This is a genomic window from Salipaludibacillus daqingensis (assembly GCF_029891575.1).
Classification (GTDB): domain Bacteria; phylum Bacillota; class Bacilli; order Bacillales; family Salisediminibacteriaceae; genus Salipaludibacillus; species Salipaludibacillus daqingensis.
In genome coordinates this window covers 444,998-466,195 of the sequence record NZ_JARZHF010000002.1, presented here as the reverse complement: position 1 = coordinate 466,195, position 21,198 = coordinate 444,998, and the positions used below count along the sequence as shown (strand labels likewise).

Annotated in this window: 20 protein-coding genes and 1 other annotated feature; of the genes, 12 read left to right on the top strand and 8 right to left on the bottom strand. The window is 34.2% G+C overall.

Annotated features, from left to right (window positions below):
* Positions 1–7: 7 nt before the first annotated feature.
* Complete coding sequence (locus QDN89_RS06425; RefSeq protein ID WP_280769268.1) at positions 8–730, bottom strand: Crp/Fnr family transcriptional regulator; 723 nt, start codon at positions 728–730, stop codon at positions 8–10.
* A 113-nt stretch (positions 731–843) separates the two neighbouring features.
* Between QDN89_RS06425 and QDN89_RS06420 the strand changes: the two genes are divergently transcribed.
* The 3 genes from QDN89_RS06420 to QDN89_RS06410 all read left to right on the top strand — a co-directional run bounded on the left by QDN89_RS06420 (position 844) and on the right by QDN89_RS06410 (position 2,852).
* Positions 844–1,635: a DUF2268 domain-containing putative Zn-dependent protease gene (locus tag QDN89_RS06420; protein WP_280769267.1), complete on the top strand. Its 792-nt coding sequence runs from the start codon at positions 844–846 to the stop codon at positions 1,633–1,635.
* Positions 1,636–1,796: 161 nt separating this feature from the next.
* Complete coding sequence (locus QDN89_RS06415) at positions 1,797–2,024, top strand: YuzI family membrane protein (RefSeq protein ID WP_280769266.1); 228 nt, start codon at positions 1,797–1,799, stop codon at positions 2,022–2,024.
* Between the two features lie 69 nt (positions 2,025–2,093).
* A complete protein-coding gene (locus QDN89_RS06410) occupies positions 2,094–2,852 on the top strand; it encodes a DUF3603 family protein (RefSeq protein WP_280769265.1) in 759 nt (252 codons plus the stop codon).
* Positions 2,853–2,973: 121 nt separating this feature from the next.
* On the opposite strand, the gene trpS is transcribed toward QDN89_RS06410, so the two are convergent.
* A complete protein-coding gene (gene trpS / locus QDN89_RS06405) occupies positions 2,974–3,963 on the bottom strand; it encodes a tryptophan--tRNA ligase (protein WP_280769264.1) in 990 nt (329 codons plus the stop codon).
* Between the two features lie 118 nt (positions 3,964–4,081).
* Positions 4,082–4,331, bottom strand: a binding site (T-box leader).
* Between the two features lie 183 nt (positions 4,332–4,514).
* On the opposite strand from trpS, the gene QDN89_RS06400 reads away from it, so the two are divergent.
* Together QDN89_RS06400 and QDN89_RS06395 are read left to right on the top strand one after the other, a co-directional pair.
* Entirely contained in the window at positions 4,515–5,663 is a 1,149-nt protein-coding gene (locus QDN89_RS06400) for a dicarboxylate/amino acid:cation symporter (RefSeq protein ID WP_280769263.1), read from the top strand.
* Positions 5,664–5,727: 64 nt separating this feature from the next.
* Complete coding sequence (locus QDN89_RS06395) at positions 5,728–6,270, top strand: peroxiredoxin family protein (RefSeq protein WP_280769262.1); 543 nt, start codon at positions 5,728–5,730, stop codon at positions 6,268–6,270.
* 49 nt (positions 6,271–6,319) lie between these two features.
* Here the strand turns inward: QDN89_RS06395 and QDN89_RS06390 are convergent, their stop codons facing one another.
* Positions 6,320–7,318 (bottom strand): sodium:calcium antiporter, encoded by a 999-nt coding sequence (locus tag QDN89_RS06390; protein ID WP_280769261.1) that lies wholly within the window; start codon positions 7,316–7,318, stop codon positions 6,320–6,322.
* 264 nt (positions 7,319–7,582) lie between these two features.
* The gene (locus tag QDN89_RS06385; RefSeq protein WP_280769375.1) at positions 7,583–8,128 is read right to left on the bottom strand and encodes an HD domain-containing protein; all 546 of its coding nucleotides are present in this window, start codon (positions 8,126–8,128) and stop codon (positions 7,583–7,585) included.
* A 459-nt stretch (positions 8,129–8,587) separates the two neighbouring features.
* Here QDN89_RS06385 and QDN89_RS06380 point away from each other — a divergent pair, with 459 nt between their 5' ends.
* From QDN89_RS06380 to spxA, 3 genes are all read left to right on the top strand, one after another.
* Positions 8,588–9,814: a putative glycoside hydrolase gene (locus QDN89_RS06380; RefSeq protein WP_280769260.1), complete on the top strand. Its 1,227-nt coding sequence runs from the start codon at positions 8,588–8,590 to the stop codon at positions 9,812–9,814.
* A gap of 375 nt (positions 9,815–10,189) precedes the next feature.
* Positions 10,190–10,756, top strand: coding sequence for a GNAT family N-acetyltransferase (locus QDN89_RS06375; RefSeq protein ID WP_280769259.1), 567 nt, complete (start codon positions 10,190–10,192; stop codon positions 10,754–10,756).
* Between the two features lie 810 nt (positions 10,757–11,566).
* Positions 11,567–11,968 (top strand): transcriptional regulator SpxA, encoded by a 402-nt coding sequence (gene spxA, locus QDN89_RS06370; RefSeq protein WP_280769258.1) that lies wholly within the window; start codon positions 11,567–11,569, stop codon positions 11,966–11,968.
* A 34-nt stretch (positions 11,969–12,002) separates the two neighbouring features.
* Here the strand turns inward: spxA and QDN89_RS06365 are convergent, their stop codons facing one another.
* On the bottom strand, positions 12,003–12,698 hold the full coding sequence (locus tag QDN89_RS06365; protein ID WP_280769257.1) for a TerC family protein: 696 nt from the start codon (positions 12,696–12,698) through the stop codon (positions 12,003–12,005).
* A gap of 410 nt (positions 12,699–13,108) precedes the next feature.
* Here QDN89_RS06365 and mecA point away from each other — a divergent pair, with 410 nt between their 5' ends.
* The 4 genes from mecA (at position 13,109) to pepF (ending at position 18,766) form a co-directional block, all read left to right on the top strand.
* Positions 13,109–13,765 (top strand): adaptor protein MecA, encoded by a 657-nt coding sequence (mecA, locus tag QDN89_RS06360; protein WP_280769256.1) that lies wholly within the window; start codon positions 13,109–13,111, stop codon positions 13,763–13,765.
* Between the two features lie 167 nt (positions 13,766–13,932).
* Positions 13,933–15,444 carry a cardiolipin synthase gene (cls, locus tag QDN89_RS06355; protein WP_280769255.1) on the top strand — a complete coding sequence of 504 codons (1,512 nt, stop codon included), beginning with the start codon at positions 13,933–13,935 and terminating at the stop codon, positions 15,442–15,444.
* A 26-nt stretch (positions 15,445–15,470) separates the two neighbouring features.
* Positions 15,471–16,763, top strand: coding sequence for a competence protein CoiA (locus tag QDN89_RS06350; protein ID WP_280769254.1), 1,293 nt, complete (start codon positions 15,471–15,473; stop codon positions 16,761–16,763).
* A 191-nt stretch (positions 16,764–16,954) separates the two neighbouring features.
* On the top strand, positions 16,955–18,766 hold the full coding sequence (gene pepF, locus QDN89_RS06345; RefSeq protein WP_280769253.1) for an oligoendopeptidase F: 1,812 nt from the start codon (positions 16,955–16,957) through the stop codon (positions 18,764–18,766).
* A 168-nt stretch (positions 18,767–18,934) separates the two neighbouring features.
* On the opposite strand, the gene QDN89_RS06340 is transcribed toward pepF, so the two are convergent.
* The 3 genes from QDN89_RS06340 to QDN89_RS06330 form a co-directional block, all read right to left on the bottom strand.
* Positions 18,935–19,102 (bottom strand): hypothetical protein, encoded by a 168-nt coding sequence (locus QDN89_RS06340; protein WP_280769252.1) that lies wholly within the window; start codon positions 19,100–19,102, stop codon positions 18,935–18,937.
* A gap of 523 nt (positions 19,103–19,625) precedes the next feature.
* Entirely contained in the window at positions 19,626–20,549 is a 924-nt protein-coding gene (locus tag QDN89_RS06335; protein WP_280769251.1) for a ClpXP adapter SpxH family protein, read from the bottom strand.
* Entirely contained in the window at positions 20,546–20,971 is a 426-nt protein-coding gene (locus tag QDN89_RS06330; protein WP_280769250.1) for a globin domain-containing protein, read from the bottom strand. Before QDN89_RS06330 ends, QDN89_RS06335 begins: the two co-directional genes overlap by 4 nt.
* Positions 20,972–21,198 lie beyond the last annotated feature (227 nt).

Sequence of the window (21,198 nt, the reverse complement as noted above, 5' to 3'; positions counted from 1 at the left end):
AGGTAAATTAAGAGATGGTACATATTTCTAATGGGCACTTTTCACAGTGAAGGTGCTTTTTAAGTTCCTCAATTTTTTTAATGATGATATAACCGTCAATCAAGTCTGTGACACCATCCTTCTTAAGATCATTAAACATTCGATTAACAGTTTCTCTACTCGTACCAATGAAATTAGCTATTTCTTGGTTTGTCAGTTTCATATCGATCATAATGCCTTCCGAATGTTCAATACCATAGGAATGAGCAAAACGAATAAGAATGGAATAAAATGCTCCCGTTTTTCCGTACAATAATAAATCAGAAAATTTAGCCTGTGTTGATTGCGTATTACGGGCAAATAATTTAATAAAGGCAGTAGCAATTTCCCCGTTTTGTGAAAATAACCCTTCTAAAATTTCGCAGTTAAACCGGATCAAGGTTGCACCTGATAATACTTCAGCAGTCATACTTGCTTTCATATCATTAAATAAACTAAATTCTCCAACAATATCATCTTCACGTTTGATATGAAGCACAAACTTCTTCTCATCCATTGTCTTTTTACTAAGACGAACTTGCCCATGTTTTATCAAATAGATATATTTGACATTTTCTCCTTCATAAAAAAGCATTTTACCGGCTGGGGCAGTAATTTCTTCCCCGTGTAAAAGAAGCTGTGATTGATTTTCTTTTGATAACTGTTTGAAAAATGGATCATAATTTTTGTAATTAAAAAGGCGTTTAGTCAAAGATCATTCCCACCTTTCATGAAGCGAATTTCTACTTTTACACATATCATAACATAGTCAATAAATATGTGAGATAAATCATTTTGAAATATGCATGAAGGTTGGGATAAAGAATGAAAGTTTATGATTCATCTGTATGGGTAATTAAACATCATTATTTTGAACGGTCTGTTTCCAAATTATTTGAACCTTTATTTAATAAAGACTTAACTAAAACAGATGCTCAGTGGTTATCTTTTCTTGTTGATCAAGGAATGATTCCCATTTCTAAACATACAAAAAAAGATTGGATGAGTTGGCGACGTCGGTTGAAATTAGAAGAACTTACTGATTTTCTATTGAAGCTTAAAAGAGTATTTTGTGGACCTGATATCGATCTTTTTTTGTTTCCATTAAATAGTGAGCATCAAAAAATAATGGAGGATCTTGGTGGAAAAAATGGCTGCTCCTTTTCAGCGTATATGTTGTTGTTTTGGATAGAAAATTTGCCGTTAATGGAACAAAAAGCTCTTCTTCTTCATGAATATCATCATATTGCAAGGTTATACCATCAGAAAGTAAATGAACGGACGATTTCATTGCTTGAATCGATGGTTATGGAAGGTTTGGCAGAGTGGGAAGTTGGAAATCGTCTTGGGAAAGACTACCTTGCACCGTGGACGACGGTGTATAGCGAAGATGAAATCAAAGATTGGTGGTTCCGTTTATATCAACACAGGATTCATTTGACTGGTAGAGTATCTCACTATCCTTTTTTGTATGGAAACATCGATGGTATACCACCGATGATGGGATATCAAATTGGTTATCACTTGGTGAATAAGTATTTAAAACAAAGTTTAAATGTAGATTCTGAAATGATTTTAAACATTCCAGCACATCATTTTTTAACGATGGATAGCTAAAAATCTCCATGAAAGTTTATGATTTAATATGAAGGTGTTTACTACAGGAATAGTCAGACATGTTTTTCTAGTAATCATGTCTTAAGCTCTCTTTAAGTTCATACAATAGTATATGGTTTTGTAATAAATGAGAGAGTATTCTGGAGGGAGGGGAAGCGCCCATGAGACTATTTTTGCTTTGTATTGGTTTTATTATGGCCACAGTAGGAGGAATTAGTTTAGTAGCATATTTGAATTTGTTGACAGTTGGCTACTCTCTCCAAGAATATTCTCTATTTATCGTTCAACGTGTGGAAACATATATGTTTATTGTGGGAATGATTTTGATTTGGGTAATTGTTTATCCATCTATGAATCGAAATCAAAGGAAAAAGAATATCAAAAAATAATCTTACGTGGAATAATATGGATGTAATTAGCGCATACTGATGACAAAGATTGAGTCAGGAGGTATGTCCATGCTTCACATGAGAGATATTTGGGTGAATTGGTTTGAAGGGGAAGAAAATAGTTACAATGTTTGTGAATTTTTTGAATGGAAAAAAAGTGATCGAATTGAGCTTCTAGATCAAGTAGTTGTCGTGAAAATGAAAACGAACTTATTAGACTACATTGAAAATACGTTGCTAGAACTTCCTGAAGAATTATTAGCCGATGTTAGTAGACAGAGTTTTGTTAGACAGAAAAATGAGCGTTTAGCTTTGGAATATTGTTTTATTGCTACTGATGGCACACGTGCCTTAGTGGTTGATACAATAGGGTACCATACGCCTATTAGAAAGAGTAGAATGGTTCCTCGTCAAGAAGAAAAACTACGTGAATTAGTTGAAAATCAATCCACATCTGATTATTATATGGATTATTTAGATTGTGAGAAACAGTATCATATGCTCTCACCCAGTCCTCAGTTCATGCAAGGACTCGTCAGACGAGAGAAACAGTTGAAGCAACTACTATTTATGGCTTTAGATCAGCTCTATGAAGATGCGGAACTATCAGAGTTAAGATACTGGTACACGGAATGGGCTCCTCATTTGTATCATGCAATTCAACAAATGTCGTTTGATGAAGCATGGACTGGGTTGTTTAATGATATTAAACATGGTTGGACACAGCGTCATGAAGCATATTGTTTTGAAATGATTAAAGGACAACCTTTCTTCGAAAAGACTTGGGAATTACAACATGAAGAAGAAATGAACAAAACAAATAAATAAAAATGTTTAACAAACAAAAAGGAACAGAGTACCTGTTCCTTTTTGTTTGTTGCTAAATGAATAGTCTTCTATGTTTATTGTTCCCATTAAATACTAAGAAATTAGTTCATTCATGAACGGCCTAGTTTCGTTTTCTGCCAAGTCCCATCGCTTTTTCAGCCTTTTTTAACATTTTGAAAGACGTTGCATTGGCTTTTTCAGCCCCTTCATCAAGGATGTCATCTAACTCCCCAGATTCAAGTAGTTGATCATATCTCTCTTGAATAGGCTTCAATGTTTGAACAACGGCATCAGCTACATCTGCTTTGAATGGACCATAGCCACTATCTTTATATCGTTCCTCTAAATCGGGAATAGAAGTACCTGAGCACAAAGAGTAAATGGTTAAAAGATTGGATACCCCAGGTTTATTTTCAATATCAAACGTTACTTTGTTATCCGAATCAGTGACAGCACTTTTAATCTTCTTTATTATTTGTTTTTCATCGTCTAACATGGATACATAGCTTTTAGGGTTAGGATTAGATTTACTCATTTTTTTCGTAGGCTCTGTCAATGACATGATACGCGCGCCAACTTTTGCGATTTTTACTTCTGGTATTGTGAAAATGTCGTTGTATTTTTTATTAAACCGTTCCGCTAAATTTCTTGTTAATTCTAAATGTTGTTTTTGGTCTTCACCAACTGGAACAATATCTGTTTTGTACAATAAAATATCTGCAGCCATTAATGGTGGATAGGTAAGTAACGCTGATGAGACAGCTTCTTTACCATCTGACTTGTCTTTAAATTGTGTCATACGCTCTAATTCTCCAATATAGCTGACACACTGCATCATCCAACCTAACTGCGCGTGGGCTGGAACTTCTGATTGGATAAATATCGTCGATTTTTTTGGATCAATACCTGAAGCAACATAAAGAGCAGCTAGGCTTTTAATATTTTTTCTTAACTCCAATCGATCTTGTGGTACTGTAATAGCGTGCTGATCGACGACACAAAAATAGCATTCATGATCTTCTTGGACTTCGACAAAATTCTTCATTGCTCCTAAATAGTTTCCAAGGGTTAGAACCCCACTAGGTTGAATTCCTGAAAAAATTGTTTTCACGTTCAAATCATCCTTTCGTTTATAGAGATAGTTTAGCCTAAGTATGAAATTAATCTCTTCGGTGATCGCTTTCTTTGACATATTTCTGAAGTATAAAAAAATCCATTCATCCCCTAAATATAGGGACGAATGGACCGTGGTACCACCCTGATTATTTTCAAAAAAATTGAAAATCACTTGTTCTCCTCGCTTAAATATGATCTTGCAAGGGGTCTCGAGGTAACGTTCGAGAATACGAATATGCCTACTATTCATTCAGCATATTAGCTCAAAAGGCCATTCCTTTTCTCCACATGATCTGCTTACAGCTAACGCAGACTCTCTGAGCATGTTTCTGGAAAAGTACTCTTCTTTATCATTGCTTGTTTTTTTTTACTAAAAGTTATTATACGATGCCTTCATCTAAAAAGCAAACAGCAAATAAATTTAAAATTGCGACTTTTTTCTATCGGCTTGATATATCATCATAAAAAAGGCAATATAAAGTGTACTTGCTTGAAAAAACAAATGTCCATTTGTCGAGGACGGTCTGTGAAGGAGAGAGAAATCATATGAAACTTATTTTAAAATTAGTTACAGGTATTTTGTTAGGTGTGATTTTAGGCTTAGTTGGATTTGAATGGATGATCAGAGCTCTTCTAACATTTAAAGATGTCTTTGGTCAGTTTATTGGATTTATGATTCCGCTCATTATTTTATTCTTTATCGCTTCAGGAGTATCAAAACTAGGAAATGAATCTGGTAAATTAGTTGGGATGACGGTAGGTACTGCTTACCTTTCAACACTATTGGCAGGTATAGTGGCATTTTTTGTTGCAACAATAGTTATGCCAATGATTGCTTCAGATGGAGCAGTTCCAGAAGAAGGGGCAGGATTACAAGGCTACTTTTCATTTGAAATTGAACCGTTAATGGGAGTAATTACAGCTCTCGTTTTTGCATTTTTATTTGGGATTGGGATGGCCAAACTTCAAAGTGAATTTTTAATTCGAGTGTTTGATGAAGGGAAGTCAATTGTAGAATTAGTAATAACCAAAATTATCATTCCATTGCTTCCTTTTTACATTGCAGGGATATTCGCAGAATTAGCAGCAGAAGGGACTGTGTTTGATACATTGCAAGTGTTTGGTATTGTGCTTGTCGTTGCCATTGTAACTCATTGGGTTTGGTTGTCCGTTCAGTATGTGGTTGCTGGAAGCCTTGTTGGAAGGAATCCAATGACATTATTAAAAACAATGTTGCCTGCTTATTTTACAGCTTTAGGGACAATGAGCAGTGCGGCAACAATTCCAGTTACATTAAAACAAGCGAAACAAAATGGAGTAAGAGAAGAAGTGGCAAACTTCAGTGTGCCACTTAGTGCAACTATTCATTTGTCAGGAAGTGTTATCACGATTGTAAGTTGTTCTGTTGCTGTCATGTCCGTTCTTGACGGATATACAGTACCAAATTTCTTTACGATGCTACCAGTGATTGCTATGTTAGGCGTAATCATGATCGCAGCACCTGGAGTTCCTGGAGGAGCGATTATGGCAGCGATCGGTATTTTGACATCTATGCTTGGTTTTAGTGAAGCGGCTGTTGGTTTGATGATTGCTCTTTATATGGCGCAAGATAGCTTTGGTACTGCAGCAAACGTTACTGGGGATGGTGCGATTGCATTAGCTGTTGATAAATTCACATCTAAATTAAAAGGCTAACGTAAAACTTGTACTTTGTCCCTCCTTTGTCACATACGTTGTGATAGAGGGGGGATTTAATTTTATGCAACAAGTGAAATGGTCGGCATTATTACTGATTCTGTGTGTTGCTGGTTTTTTTTATTTGAATTCGAGCCATGAGTGGGTTGTCGTTGAGAGGGCGATGTCTGAGAAAGAAGTTGAGCAATCTTACATTTTAAATGATATCTCTTTAGCAACAGTTGATGGAGAGAGAATAAAGATGGACCGTTTTCAAGGAAAAAAAACGATTTTATTCTTTTTCACATCTTGGTGTCATGTTTGTGAACAACAATGGGGAGAATTACAGTTTGCATCTGAAGAGTTCTCGAATATGGATGTTCAAGTTGTAGCAATAAATTTGACAGAAGAAGAGAGCGCGGTATCTGCTGTGGAAGAGTATATAGAAAAAATTGATTCAACTGACATATTTATTGCATTAGATATCAAAGGAGATGCACAAAAACAATTTCGAGTATTAGGAATACCAACAAGTTTTTATGTAAATGAAAAAGGAGAAATGGTAAAGCGAATGGACGGGTTGGTTCCTGCTGATAAATATATACACCTCATTAAAGAAAATAATTAAATTATCTTTAATGAGGAGAAAGAAGATAAATAAGATCATTAACAACTCTTTAACTTAGTACAAATATAATAAAACTCAGTAGAAGATAAAAGCTGAGAACAATAATTGATGGAACGGAATAAAGTTTGCCATTAAATCGACCCGATTGAGAGAGAATCATACCAACAATAACTAGGATATTTAATAATAATACAGCTACAACTGATAAGGTTGTAATCGGGTGAACAAAGGATAAAATTGGTCCACTTCTAAAAAATAGATCAGATAATACTAGAATTAAAATATTAAACAAATTACTTCCTAAAATATTTCCTACGGCTAAGTGATAATTAGCTAATTGTATGGCAACAATAACGGTGACAGCTTCAGGTAAAGAGGTAGCACCTGCAATCAAAAATGTACCAATAAAACTAGAACTTAATCCAGAAGACACCGCGATGGCATCACCATATATTGTTAATAAAGAACCTGAGATAAAGATAACGAAGGCAGATATTCCAAAACTTATTTTAGCTCTTCTTAATGAAATGGCACCTGTATGGTAGGTGGATTCGCTTGTTGGAGCGACTTCGCTGAACACCTCATCTTTTTGATTCATGATGAGCCATTTCATTCCAATGAAATAAAATAAAACAAGAAAGTACATCTCTAAACCAATATTCATAAAATGATACCCAGTAGGGAATACCATAGCAACAAAGATTATCCCGGTTAATGCAAAGCTCATAAACCCCGTTGATAAATGACTTGTTCCTACTTTTGCAAATAATTTATGTTTTCGATAATAAAGATCTAACCCCGCAAGAATAAATAAATTAAATAAATTACTTCCTAAAACATTACTTACGGCGATATCGGGGTTATTCACAGCAATGGCAGTTAGGCTTGTCGTTACTTCTGGAAGAGAAGTTGCTCCAGCAAGGAGAATCGTACCAACCATCATCCCTCCAAGGGAAGTTCTTTCTGATATAATATCCGCATAAGTAGAAAGTCTTATGGCGGCTATTACGGTAAAAGCAGCGGCTAAAATAAACATAAAATAAATCATATACAGGGCTCCTTTGTATTTTCCACAAAAAAACAGACCTTTTTATGAAAAAGCCTCAGTTACACCTGAGGTTGTTTCATAAAAAGGTCTTGCGTACTTTGGATTCCAAAGTTTTATGAACCGAGCACTTATTTTACTAGTGCTGTCATGACGGCTCATAAACCAAAAGGTCGCTACTCCCCTTTTTATTTACAAATTCTGTTTTTGCTTAATTAAATAAAATGTAGCATGATTAAATAGAAATAGCAACAAAAACTAAGAGAATTAATTCATCGTTGCTTGATTTTTGATTTTTTCTTTATTCAAATGCTCCATTATTTTATCATCTAGTTTTTGAATCATTTTTTTTGCTTTTTCGTCAGAAATTTTTCTGTAGTGGTGTGCACCACCAGGTTCTTCATCTACCGTATCAGCGAGAGCCACTACTTTTTGGAGCGGTTCTAATTGAATCCCTTGTTCAGGCAAATATGAATCAGTGTGAAGCAAGATAGCTAGAGCAATTTCTTTTGCGGCAACAGGGTTTTCGTCCAAGCGGATAAGTAGTTTATGAGCTCTTTCAGCTCCTTTAATGGCGTGGATATCATTTTCTTTGTATAAATTATAATCCCACTGTCCATTCCGATACCATGTATAATGACCTATGTCATGTAAAAACGCTGCTTTTGTAGCTAAATCGGGATTGACCCCATATTCTAGAGAGAATTTATAAGCGTGATAAGCAGCTGAGATAGCATGGGCTAAACCTGCGCGTCTTACATATTTTTGAGCGATATGATGTTCAAATATTTCCATTAATGTTACTCGTTTCATCATGCATCTACTCCTATGCTTAAAAAAATATATTGTTCAATATTATAGCTTTTGATACCTTTAATGTCAAAAGGAAAACTAAGTGGTTTAAAACTATTTCCGACTATTTGAGAATGGAGTAAAAACGTATTTTCATTCTACTCTGAGAGGGTACTCTTTGTTTATCGATCCATTCACACGTAATATAGGTATTTTTCCTCTTTTCAAAAGTTTGAAACAGGTTTCGACCTCTACAATGAAGCGACTTTAGGAATAATTTTTTAAGAATGCTCTAAAATATCCATTGGTAAAGTATGATTTTCAATGTATAATTTATCAAGTAAAGAAATTTAATAGCAAAAAAATTAATAGATGCAGATTAATACTAATTATTTACATAACATGGAACCATATTTTTAGGTTTTGCTATTTTGACATCTTATATAAATTAACTACATTTGGTAAAGGCAGGGAACGTAAATGGGGAAAAAAAGGTATTATTTAATGAGTTCAATGATGTTTGCGACAATGGTATGGTTTGCACCATCTTTTGTTCAGGCTGAGGAAGAGACAAAATCCGTCACTTTACACACAGAGAAACAAACAGTTTTGGAAGAAAGAGGATGGCCAGAGAGAGTAGCTCGCTACACTTTTGATTCAGGTTACACGTTTAACTATCCTGATGCTGTGAGAGGTGTTTTCGTCACAGGTCATTCAGCTGGAGGATCAAGATTTAATGATTTATTAGATTTGTTGGACTCAACAGCTTTGAATGCGATGGTTATCGATATTAAAGATGATGATGGGTACTTAACGTATAGACCTGAAGAAGACGACCCGTATTATGACATTTCTCAACGTATGATTGGTGATCCAGAAGAGATGATGTCTACATTGGAAGAACATGAAATTTATCCAATCGCACGAATCGTTGTTTTTAAAGATACAGTATTAGCTGAAAGTCAGCCAGAGTTGTCTTTTAAAGAAAATGGAGAAGTTTGGAAAAATAGAAGAGGCGAAGCGTTTGTAAACCCATTTATGGAAGAAGTATGGGAATATAATGTTGATATTGCTATCAAAGCTGCGGAGATGGGATTTCAAGAAATACAATTTGATTATGTTCGTTTCCCTGAAGGATTTGAAAATAGAGATGACATTTTAGATTATGATGGTGGAGACTTCACGGATAATCCTGAAGAAAATGTGCAAAGACGAGTGACCGCTGTAACAGAATTTGTTAAATATGCTAGGGAAAAATTGGAACCTTATGACGTGGATGTTTCTGTTGATATTTTTGGATATGCGGCAACGATTTCTGAAGCGCCGGGTATTGGTCAAAATTTCTCTAGTATTTCTGAAAATGTAGATGTCATTTCTTCGATGATTTACCCAAGTCATTGGACGCCTTATTTTGGATTAGATAAGCCAGACCTTTATCCATATGAATTGGTCGATGAATATTCGCAAGTTGAAAATGAAGTGTTAGGAGCATTAGATGACCCACCAGTTTCAAGACCTTGGCTTCAAGATTTCACAGCTTCTTACCTAGGTTCTGGAAATTACTTAAATTATGGTAAAGATGAAGTGGAAGCACAGATCCAAGCATTATATGACAATGATATTCATGAATTTCTATTATGGAATGCCGGAAATAGATACTCTGAAGGCGTAGATTATATGCTTGATCTAGAGTTAGGTGATGAATAGGATATAGGTTAAAAAAACACTGCATGAGGTTATTATGCGGTGTTTTTTTGGAGGAAATGGAGCGTTTATGATGGCGTTGGTTGAGGTGGTGTTTCAAGAAAGCATTTGATGAAGTGTATGATGACCTCTTAGTTGTATTTCCCCCGTAAAAGAGACAGTGAAATGGAGGAATAGTAAGCTTCGTCAATGTTACCTCTAATCTTATTTACTTGTATAAAGTCGAATGATAGAGGAATTGTAGCATTATATACGATATAGTTAGGTTCTTTATAACTAAGGAGGATAGAACTACCTATATTAAGCGACAATCCCCTTTATGAAATCGTTAAAAAAGCATATAATAAGAGTAGAGATACAATAATGGAGGTCAAATAAATGAATTGGTACGAGAAATTAAATCAATATTTTCCGATTGAGGAAATGAAATCAAAAGAGCATATTGAACTTCTTTTAAAAGAAAAGAAGAAAATTTATAAAAAAGATGAAAGTCCTTTACACGTTCTTATGTATGTTGAAATGGATGACTTCACATTTATCGATTATTTATTTGTTTCCAAAGATGCTAGAGGACAAGGGCTAGGTAAGAAATTGCTTAATAAATTAAAAGCAAACGGCAAGCCAATTATTTTAGAAGTGGAACCAATTGACTACGAAGATACAGATAGCGAAAAAAGACAACGTTTTTATAGTAGAGAAGGATTCAAACATGCGAAGTCTATAGGTTATTCAAGAAAATCGCTGAATACAGGTGAAATCAATGAAATGGAAATCCTTTATTGGTCTCCAATAGATGAATCAGAAGAGAGTATTTATAACAAGATGTGTCAAACGTATGAAACGATTCATACGTATAAAGATAAAGAATTATATGGAGAAGCGTATGAATCTGTAGAAGAAGTGTTAAGCTATGATGAAGAAACTAAAAAAGAACCAACATCTTAATTTTGTCGTTCCGTCTAGCACACTGTTAGGCTGATGATAATCATCTGTATCTTAATCAAAACACTTTAAGGAAGGAGCGTGTTTTGCATGGGGAGCAGGGCTAAAAAGAGGGCAAGAAAGAAAGTTCTTTGGAAAGATTTACTGAAACGGAAATGGGATGAAGAAGTGAATAAGATCCCCAAAAAACAGCCAGTGTCTCAATGTAGATGGAGTGCTTGACGGAATTAAAGGCCAGTTCTTGTTTTCAAGGACTGGTTTTTCATTATTATCTAATCATTTATTCTAAACAAACTTCTTTTATAAAAGGAAAAAAATTTTGATAAATGATAGCAAAAACGGAAGAGAACTACACCTAGTTTTATTCAAAGACAAATAAAGTTGTATGAAGTACAAAAATCTAATTGATAATATATATATTTAATTGAAAATGTGATATGGTTAACTTATAGAAACTAAATAAAAGGAATGCGTTTTCTTATTGCATTACCAATCAAGATAATGTAAGTAATTGAATTGTTTATCTAAACTTTGTAACGGTAGATTTAAATACATAATAGTATCCTTAACATATATTGCAGATAGGTGAAAATGATTTATAATTTAGGTTTAATTATCTTTAAATCGGGAAGTAAACTCTATGTGGGCACCTATACTTATACAGAGTGTCTAATAATTGTACAATGTTTTTGTAATAAAGGCTTTTCATTTTAAATTATTTATAGTATAATAATAATTGTAAATAGAAAATGTCTTTAATGAATGATATATAGATGGAACGACTAACATTTTTAATTGAAGGGAGAAATTTACATGGTAACATTATTTACATCCCCTAGTTGCACATCATGTCGTAAAGCTAAAGCTTGGTTAGAGGAACATAATATTGAATTCGTTGAAAGAAACCTTTTCTCAGATCCATTGTCAGTTGAGGAAGTGAAACAAGTTATTCGAATGACAGAGGACGGTACTGATGAAATTATTTCAACACGATCTAAAGTGTTTCAAGAATTGGATGTTGAATTAGACGCAATGCCTCTTCAACAACTTTTTCAATTAATTAGTGATCATCCTGGTTTGTTGAGAAGACCGATCATTCTTGATGAGAAGCGAATTCAAGTTGGTTACAATGAAGCTGAAATTCGCCGATTCCTTCCAAGGAAAGTTCGTACATTTCAATTACAAGAAGCTACAAAACGTCTAGTTAATGAATAAATCAAAACCTTCCGTATTTCAATGACGGAAGGTTTTATTTCTTTCTATTTGAAGTTTGAAAAAATAACCAGTTAACGCCTTTAATCTTATCGCTAACCCAAAAAAGTAATAAGCTTCCAATGATTAGCAATGGGATGAAAAAATTCAATGGGAAGAAACTCATTTGGATAATGGATATAATCGTTTCTTCATGTAATATCATCTTACCGGCAGTATAAAGTAAAATCGCAGCGCCAAAATATATGATGAGTGGATATTTTGTCATGAAAAATAAGATGATCTTACTTCCCCAAATGATGATTGGAACAGAAATAATCAGTCCTACAAGCACTAATACAGCATTCCCTTCAGCGGCTCCTGCAACAGCAATCACATTATCAAACCCCATAACAATATCTGCAATAACAATCGTTTTAATAGCATCCCTTACTTTTGAGTTTTCTGGAAAAGATGAATGATCTTCATTAGACTTTATTAAACGAAAAGCAATCCATATAAGAAATATTCCACCTATAGGCATTAAAAAGGGGATACTTAATAATTGTACCGCAACGAGAGTTAAACTGGCTCTTGCTACAACCGCTAATATAATACCTAGCACGATTGCTTTATTTCGTAATTCTTTCGGTAAATTTTTACAAGCTAATGCTACAACGATTGCATTATCTCCACCTAATATAATATCTATACCAATAATGGTTAAAAGTGTCCAAATTATTTCACTATCCATATTATGTCACCTCTCTAAACATTGATATCAGGGTTTTAATTCAATAAGAGCAAATTCTTTTTAGGAAAAGATTTATCGTTAAATAAAAGTTTAGCTTTGCTCTTATAGGTGTTTATTGTGATTTTTAGATGCTTTCCGTTTTCTTTTACAAAGGACAAACAGTCTTGTACAATATATACAATTGCATTCCAATTCAGAACATAATAGGGTAATAAATAAATCAGGGATTATTTTCTTAAAGAAATTCAAGCATATATATTTCAATTCACTATGGAATCCCTTAGAATAGGAGTAAGTTTAAAATGATTGGTAATTTATAATTTAGGGAATAGAAATAATAACATTTCCGAATATCGACTAGGTTAATAATTAAGTGAAACTGATTTTATCTCTCGAAAGGGTGAGAGCACATGGAAATAGAAAGAATAAATGAGACAACGATTAAATTTTATATCACTTACCATGATATTGAGCGAAGAGGATTTGATAAAGAAGAAATCTGGTATAATCGTGAACGCGGTGAAGAGTTGTTTTTTGAAATGATGAATGAAGTGAATGATGAAGACACGTTTGAAATGAACGGTCCTTTGTGGGTGCAAGTGCACGCGCTGGATAAAGGGTTAGAAGTGATTGTTACAAGAGGACAAATTAATGATGGAAGCGTAAAGCTGGAGATCCCTGTAGGCGACGACAAAGAAGACACACCTGTGGATCAATCGATTGTCGATATGCTTGATCAACAATTTGTCCAAGACAAAGATAATGAATTGGTGAAAGACCATTCCTTAAGTGTTGTGATAGGGTTCCGTGACTTCGAAGAACTAATTGCTTTAAGTCATAGTTTCCAAGAACCGATTAATAACAGCTTGTATCACTTTCAAGATTCATACTTCTTGTTTGTAACACTTGATGAATCATATACAGATGAGCAGCAAGATAATTTATTAAGCCGTATGCTTGAATTTGGTTATGAATCAGATGTGACCATTCATAGAATGGTTGAATATGGAAAAGTGATTCTAGAAAAAGACGCTTTGTCTGTATTACGAGAACAATTTCGTCTTTAAAGAGTTAACATAGGAAATGTTTATCATGATGTTTTCTTTTTTTAGATGATTGATGTATTTAAAAACCGGTCAAATGATCGGTTTTTCTTTCTGTTATCTATAATATCATCGTACTATTATCATTTATAAGAAATTATTATATTGCATTCATGTTAGGAGAATCTTTCATGTTAAAAAGATTACAGATCATTTTATTTTTAACAGTAGTTAGTGGATTTTTATTCCTCACAAGTGATTATTGGGAGAGTTGGGTTGTAGCCACTTTCAGCATCATCTTTTCTTTGTCTGCATTTTTTGTTGCTATTGTCATTTTCTTGGAAAATAGACATCCAGCAAGAACGTTAACATGGCTTATTGTACTTGGAACTCTTCCTGTTGTTGGTTTTTTCTTTTATTTGTTGTTTGGTCAAAATCATCGAAAACGTAAATCCTTTAGTGAAAAAGCTATTTTAGATGAACAAGCGTTACATCAAATTGAAGGGAATAAAGTAATTGATGAATCAAAATTAAATGAAATGCAACCGGACCGGAAAAAGTTATTCAGACTTGCACATAAATTGGCCAACAATCCAATTTCATTTCAGTCAGAAACAAAAATATTAACTGATGGAAAAGAAACATTCACAAACATAAAAGAAGCGTTAAAGCGAGCGAAGGACCATATACATATGGAATACTATATTGTTCGAGATGACGAAATCGGGCAAGAGATAAAAGAGATTCTCATTGAACGAGCTCAAAATGGAGTGGAAGTGCGATTCCTCTATGATGCTGTTGGTTGTTGGAAGTTGAACAAAACCTATATAAATGATTTACTTGAAGCTGGAATTGAGGCGGTTCCTTTTGCACCTGTTCGATTTCCGATAGTAACACATAAGATGAATTATCGAAATCATCGTAAAATTATCATTGTTGATACACATTATGGGTTTATCGGTGGATTAAATATTGGTGATGAGTATTTAGGGAAAAATAAATATTTTGGTCCTTGGCGTGACACCCACCTTCTCGTAAAAGGAGAAGTTGTTCGCAGTTTACAATTGATTTTTTTAAGGGACTGGTATTACACAACCGGTGAATCTGCATTAAAGCAGGATTATTTATCTCCAGCTTTACCAACAAAACCTCAAGATGGTGGTATCCAGATGATTGCAAGTGGTCCGGATACAAGGTGGGAAGTATTGAAAAAGTTGTTTTTTACGATGATCACAACTGCAAGAAAGTCGATATGGATTGCCTCCCCTTATTTTATTCCTGATGAAGATATATTAAGTGCACTTAGAGTTGCTGCATTAAGTGGAATAGATGTAAGACTTCTAGTTCCAAGTAGGCCGGATAAACGAATTGTTTTCTATGCTTCAAGATCTTATTTCCCAGAGCTTTTAGAAGCAGGGGTAAAAATTTATGAGTATCATCGTGGTTTTATGCATAGTAAATTGATTATTGTGGATCACGAAATTGCCTCGATTGGAACGGCAAATATGGATATGAGAAGCTTTCATTTGAATTTTGAAGTAAATGCTTTTCTTTATCAAACCAGAAGTGTGGAAACTTTAGTTAGTGATTATATTTATGATATGGAACATTCAACGATTATCCGATACGAAATGTTTAAACAAAGGCCATTTATACAAAAAGTTGTGGAATCAACGTCGAGGCTTTTATCACCAATGTTATAGATATTCAATGGTTGAAAGTTATTACAATGAAAATTATTGAACGTACGTTCGGTTATTGGTATAATAATCAAAAAGCAGAGGTGATCTCTATGTACCGAGCTGACCGGTGTGACGGTCAAACGATTATTTTATCCAATTTTACGTGGTGTCGAGAACAATTAGAAAACATGCGAACTAATTTTAAATTTTACTGCCCAGAATGTTCGGAAGAAGTGATTTTGAAACTGGGTGAACGCCAATCTTGGCATTTCGCCCATCATCCTTCTTCAAGATGTTTATCGGTAAAATCAAATGAATCAGTAGATCATTTTCAAGCAAAACATATGATTTACAATTGGTTAAGGTCATATCAATTTAAGCCTTTATTAGAATGTTACTTACCTGAATTAAAACGAAGACCAGATGTATGTGTGAAAATAAACCAGAAACATTTAGTGATTGAGCTTCAACGCTCTCATATTAATTCTGAACAGTTTTACAAGAGACACTTTACATATTTAGAAGCAGGTTATTATCCTATATGGATTGGCCTTCAACCGACAATACCTCCAATCCCCCTTACGTTAACAACATTTACCCAACTAGACTCCTTTTTAATTAGTATGGAACCAGTTCCACATTCTATTTATTTTAATCTTACTTACAAAAAGTGGCTTGTATGTTCTGACTTTTACTATTTACAGCCTAGAAAAACGCTCCACTGGGTTACACAACTACCATTTGATACATCACCAGAAGAATTAATGATTAATCCGTTAAAATACACTATGCAAATTTCAGATAGAAAAAAAAGAAATGAAGTACTATTTAAACAGTGGAAATCGCAAACGTTAAAGAAAAGAATTAAGGTGTTTTTTTCCTTCACTCCATCTGAAAGAAAGATGCTCTTCATTTTTCAAAAACATCAGCTTAACCTCAATTACTTTCCGGCAGTTTGTAATTTTCCTCAAGCAACACAATTTTTTTTGGATACCCCACCACAATTATGGCAATCATGGATTGTAATGGAGGTGATTAATAATACCCCCTTGCATTCACATTTGCACGTAACTTCATTAACTGAACGGTTCAATCATATCCGTCAATCTTTTCAATTTACGTTAAGACCATCGACGATTCATTATAAAAAACTGATAAGGGAATTGTTAGTCGAATATTTAGATTTCCTATGTTTTTTTAAAGTGCTGCAGAAAATTTTTCCTGGAGTATATGAAATCATTCATCATGTTACCGTAAGAAAGTCACTACAGACGTTAATTGATGATGATACTTATGTTATACATGAAATAGAAAAATATTTCGATACTAAAAATAAATAAGTTGTAACATTAACATCGTCTGACTATTTCTGCTAAAATTATATTTAATGGCGATTTTATAAAAGTTCTGTTTCGTAGGATGTTGAAAATTGATTTCAACATTACTGGCATTTAACAGAGTCTTATAAAAAAGCTTTGTTAGCGATTACATTGGATAAATAGTAACTAGAATGAATAGGAGGTGCCATTATATGGCAGCAGAAACAAAATTACCGAAAAGAGATGAAGTACCAAAAGAAAAAACATGGGATCTTGAAGATATTTTTGCGACTGACCAAGAATGGGAAGAACAATTCAAGGAAATTAAAGCGATGCTTCCAAAGATAACAGAATTTCAAGGAACATTAGGGACATCGGGTAAGCAATTATATGAAGCATTACAATACCAAGATGAAGTGTCCAAAAAGCTAGGGAAATTATATGCATACGCTCATATGCGCTATGATCAAGACACAACGAATTCTTTTTATCAAGGACTTAATGATCGAGCAAGCCAACTTTTATCGCAAGTATCTCAAGCTTCGTCATTCATGACACCTGAATTGTTAGCGATTCCTGAAGAAAAGCTAGCGAAATTTTTAGAAGAAACTTCAGAGTTAAAACTATACAAACATGCGTTAGATAAACTAAATAAGAAACGTCCTCACGTTTTAAGTGAAAAAGAAGAGTCTATTCTTGCACAGGCAGGAGAAGTGACCGATGCACCGTCAACGACGTTTGGCATGTTAAATAATGCAGATATGAAATTTCCACCGATTAAAGATGAAAAGGGAAATGAAGTGGAATTGACACACGGTAGACTGATTCGTTTCTTAGAAAGTGATGACCGACGGGTGAGAGAGGATGCTTTCAAGGCAGTTTACGAAACATACGGAAAATACAAAAATACATTTGCTAGTACGTTAAGTGGGAATGTGAAAAAAAATATTTTTAAGGCAAACGTACGTAACTATGATTCAGCTAGACAGGCTGCACTAAGTAACAATAATATTCCTGAAGTTGTATATGATCAACTCGTATCAACAGTAAATGATCATTTACACTTGCTTCACCGTTATGTCGATATTCGAAAGCGCGCGCTAGATGTGGATGAGTTACACATGTATGACTTGTATACACCGATCGTAAAAGATGTCGATATGGAAGTTTCCTATGAAGAAGCAAAAGATATGATGGTTGATGGATTAGATGCTTTAGGAGAAGAATATACGTCGATTGTTAAAGAAGGGTTAGAAAACCGTTGGGTCGATGTGGAAGAAAATGTTGGTAAGAGAAGTGGTGCTTATTCATCTGGAACATATGGGACAAAACCATACGTATTAATGAATTGGCAAAATAATGTTAACAATTTGTTTACACTTGCACATGAGTTTGGCCATTCCGTGCACAGCTATTACACTAGAAAATATCAGCCATTCCCATATGCAAACTATTCGATTTTCGTTGCAGAAGTGGCATCAACAACAAACGAAGCACTACTGAATGATAAACTTTTGAAAAAAGAGACGGACAAACAGCGTCGCTTATATTTGTTAAACAATTTTCTTGAAGGTTTCCGCGGAACAGTATTCCGCCAAACGATGTTTGCGGAATTTGAGAAATTAATCCATGAAATGGCCGCAAACGGAGAACCCTTAACCCCAGATACATTAAGTGATACGTATTATAAACTTAATCAAAAATATTTTGGAGAAAACATTGTTATTGATGATGAAATTGCATTAGAATGGGCGAGAATACCTCATTTTTATATGAATTTCTATGTATATCAATATGCAACAGGTTACTCTGCTGCGACCGCATTATCTCAACAGATATTAAAAGAAGGGGAACCTGCTGTCGAACGATTTGTGAATTTCTTGAAAGCAGGTAACTCAGATTTACCGATAGAAGTATTGAAAAAAGCAGGTGTAGACATGACATCAGCTGATCCAATAAAAGAAGCATTGTCAGTATTTGAAAGCACGTTAGATGAAATCGAGAATTTACTTTTTGAAAAATAACCGAAAGAAAAGCCTCTATCAATGTGAAGAGAGGCTTTTCTTGTTTTATTCAGCTTTTAACAAGGCTTGTGAAGACATAAGAAAACGAAGCGTCAAGCTCCTAAAATCTTGCCTCAACTTCTTAAAATAAAATTATAAAAGAGCTCTCTATTTTAGAAAGCATTCGGTCTAAAAACCTCTAAAACGATGTCGATTAGTATATCCTTGAATAGTAGCGATAATGGATAGCAGTAATAAAGGAAAAGCAATCCACATAGGAAACAAATTCATTAAACTAATTAATGTTAAGTAGAAACTTACTAGAATAAATAAACAACCTAGCCAAATTTTTTTCATGAAATATCCCCCCCTTGCTGATGACCGTGTGAAGAAAGGTTATTTGATCTATGGTATACATGTACAGTTTGTTATTTATCCCTATCTATATATGAGACATAGTTAGGGATAACGTAGCTGTTTTGCATAATGGAAACGCTACAGTCGATAAGACGAAGCACGATAATGAGAATGAAACTATGACTAAAATGTGAAATATTTCACGTAACTATTGCTTTCGCTATATGGATTTGATACATTATATATGTGAAAGGGATCACATAGCCCCCCCTTAGCTTATGTGACACGTCTTAAACCCCTTGACGAAAACAACCTTTCAAAAAAATTGACAATGTTCCGAACGAAAAAAATCAGGTTACCCCACCTGATTTTTTTCGTTCTGTAAAATCTTTAATGAAGAAGGCAAGAAATAATAGTTAGAATATCTTTTCTATTACTCTATGCTCGAGTAGGACAATACTTTCATAAAAATAGTATATAAAAAACACACTGATTCAATCAGTGTGTTAAAATCATGTTCTGATTAACCTAAATAACGCCATAAAGAACCTTGCTTCGTTTTAATTTCTTCCACTTTTTGCTTCAGTTGGAGTTTTATCATTTCTTTATGAACTTCTTTCATACTTTTATCAAAAACAACCGATATTTCTTTTTCAGCTACTAATGAATAAAACGAAATAAATTGCTCAATCGAAATTGGGGGACATTTTTCTGGTTTTTTTCCAATCAATTCACTCATAATATCGACATAAACGTCGTAATTGTAAAGACCTTGAACTTTCAAACCTGGTTCATTAACATCATCGCCGAAAAACACGAGAGTAGGTAAACTTTCTACATCCATTTCAGATGTAGTTTTTGCATCATTTTGCAACGATTTTGTAGCCACTTCTGAATGGAGGTCTTTCGAAAACTCTTCAACATCCATTCCGACGACTTTTCTAGCACATGAAATAAGAACGTCTTCTTCAGCTATATTTTTTTTATGCAGGAATAACGCTTCTCTCACTCTACGTAAATACTTTGAACCAATTGCCTTTCCTTGAAGTTCTGCTGCCTTTATTGCCAAAATTGCAGAATATGGAGTGGTCATAATATTTTCATGCCAAACATCTCCATCACATGGCATACCAGTTCTACAAGAGGTTTCATTGTATGATTGAGCTAACTCTTGAACGATTGAATGATAATTTTTACCGCACGGAGTATTTAAAGAGCGTATTTCATTTCCTAAAAATGTCGTTATCTTAAAGTAGTTTGAGTATTCCATTTGTAACTTTTTTATTATTGGTTCTAGAGACCAACATTCTGGACAAAGAGGATCTATAAATACATAAATTTCAACAGGTTTTTTCCCTTTTCCATTAACATAAAAAGATTCGGGTTCTGCAGGGCAGCAAATACCTAAATCGTCATAGCATACAAAAGTACCTTGGTTCGTAGTCATTGTCGATCCCCCTTTCGAAGATTATCTGAGTTGTACTGTTGATTCTCACTGTTAACCATGTGTTTTGCAGTGTAAGATAACCGTTCGAATATCGCAGTTCTTAATGGCTCTTCGATATTTGTATCGACTAATGCTTGGGCCATACAAGAGAGCCAAGCTTCTCCTCTATGGGGAGTGATTTGAAAAGGCATATGTCTTTTTCGCAACATAGGATGACCATGTTCTTCTGTATAAAAGGATGGTCCTCCAAAAAACTGTGTAAGAAATTGTTTTTGTTTACGAGCAGTTTCCGTTAGATCATTAGGAAAGATAGGTGCTAAATCAGGGTGTTCTGACACAAGTTCATAAAACCTATTTACTAACTTGTTTAACTGTTCCTCTCCAAGAAGATCATAGGCCGTTTGTTTATTTTGTTCTGTCATTTCGTTCTCCTTTATATCGACCGTTAGCAAGTATAGTCATTTACATTAAAAAGTAGCCTTCATTAAACTTTTACCAAATGCACCGTGGCATTGTGTGAAAACATGAATGCACCGTAAGTATGGTAACAGATAAACAAAGGTCTTTTTAATATGATTGTACCGTTATTGTAGCAAGGCATTCTATATGTAGCAACAAATGTGAATTATCAATGGTTAGAAAACAAAAA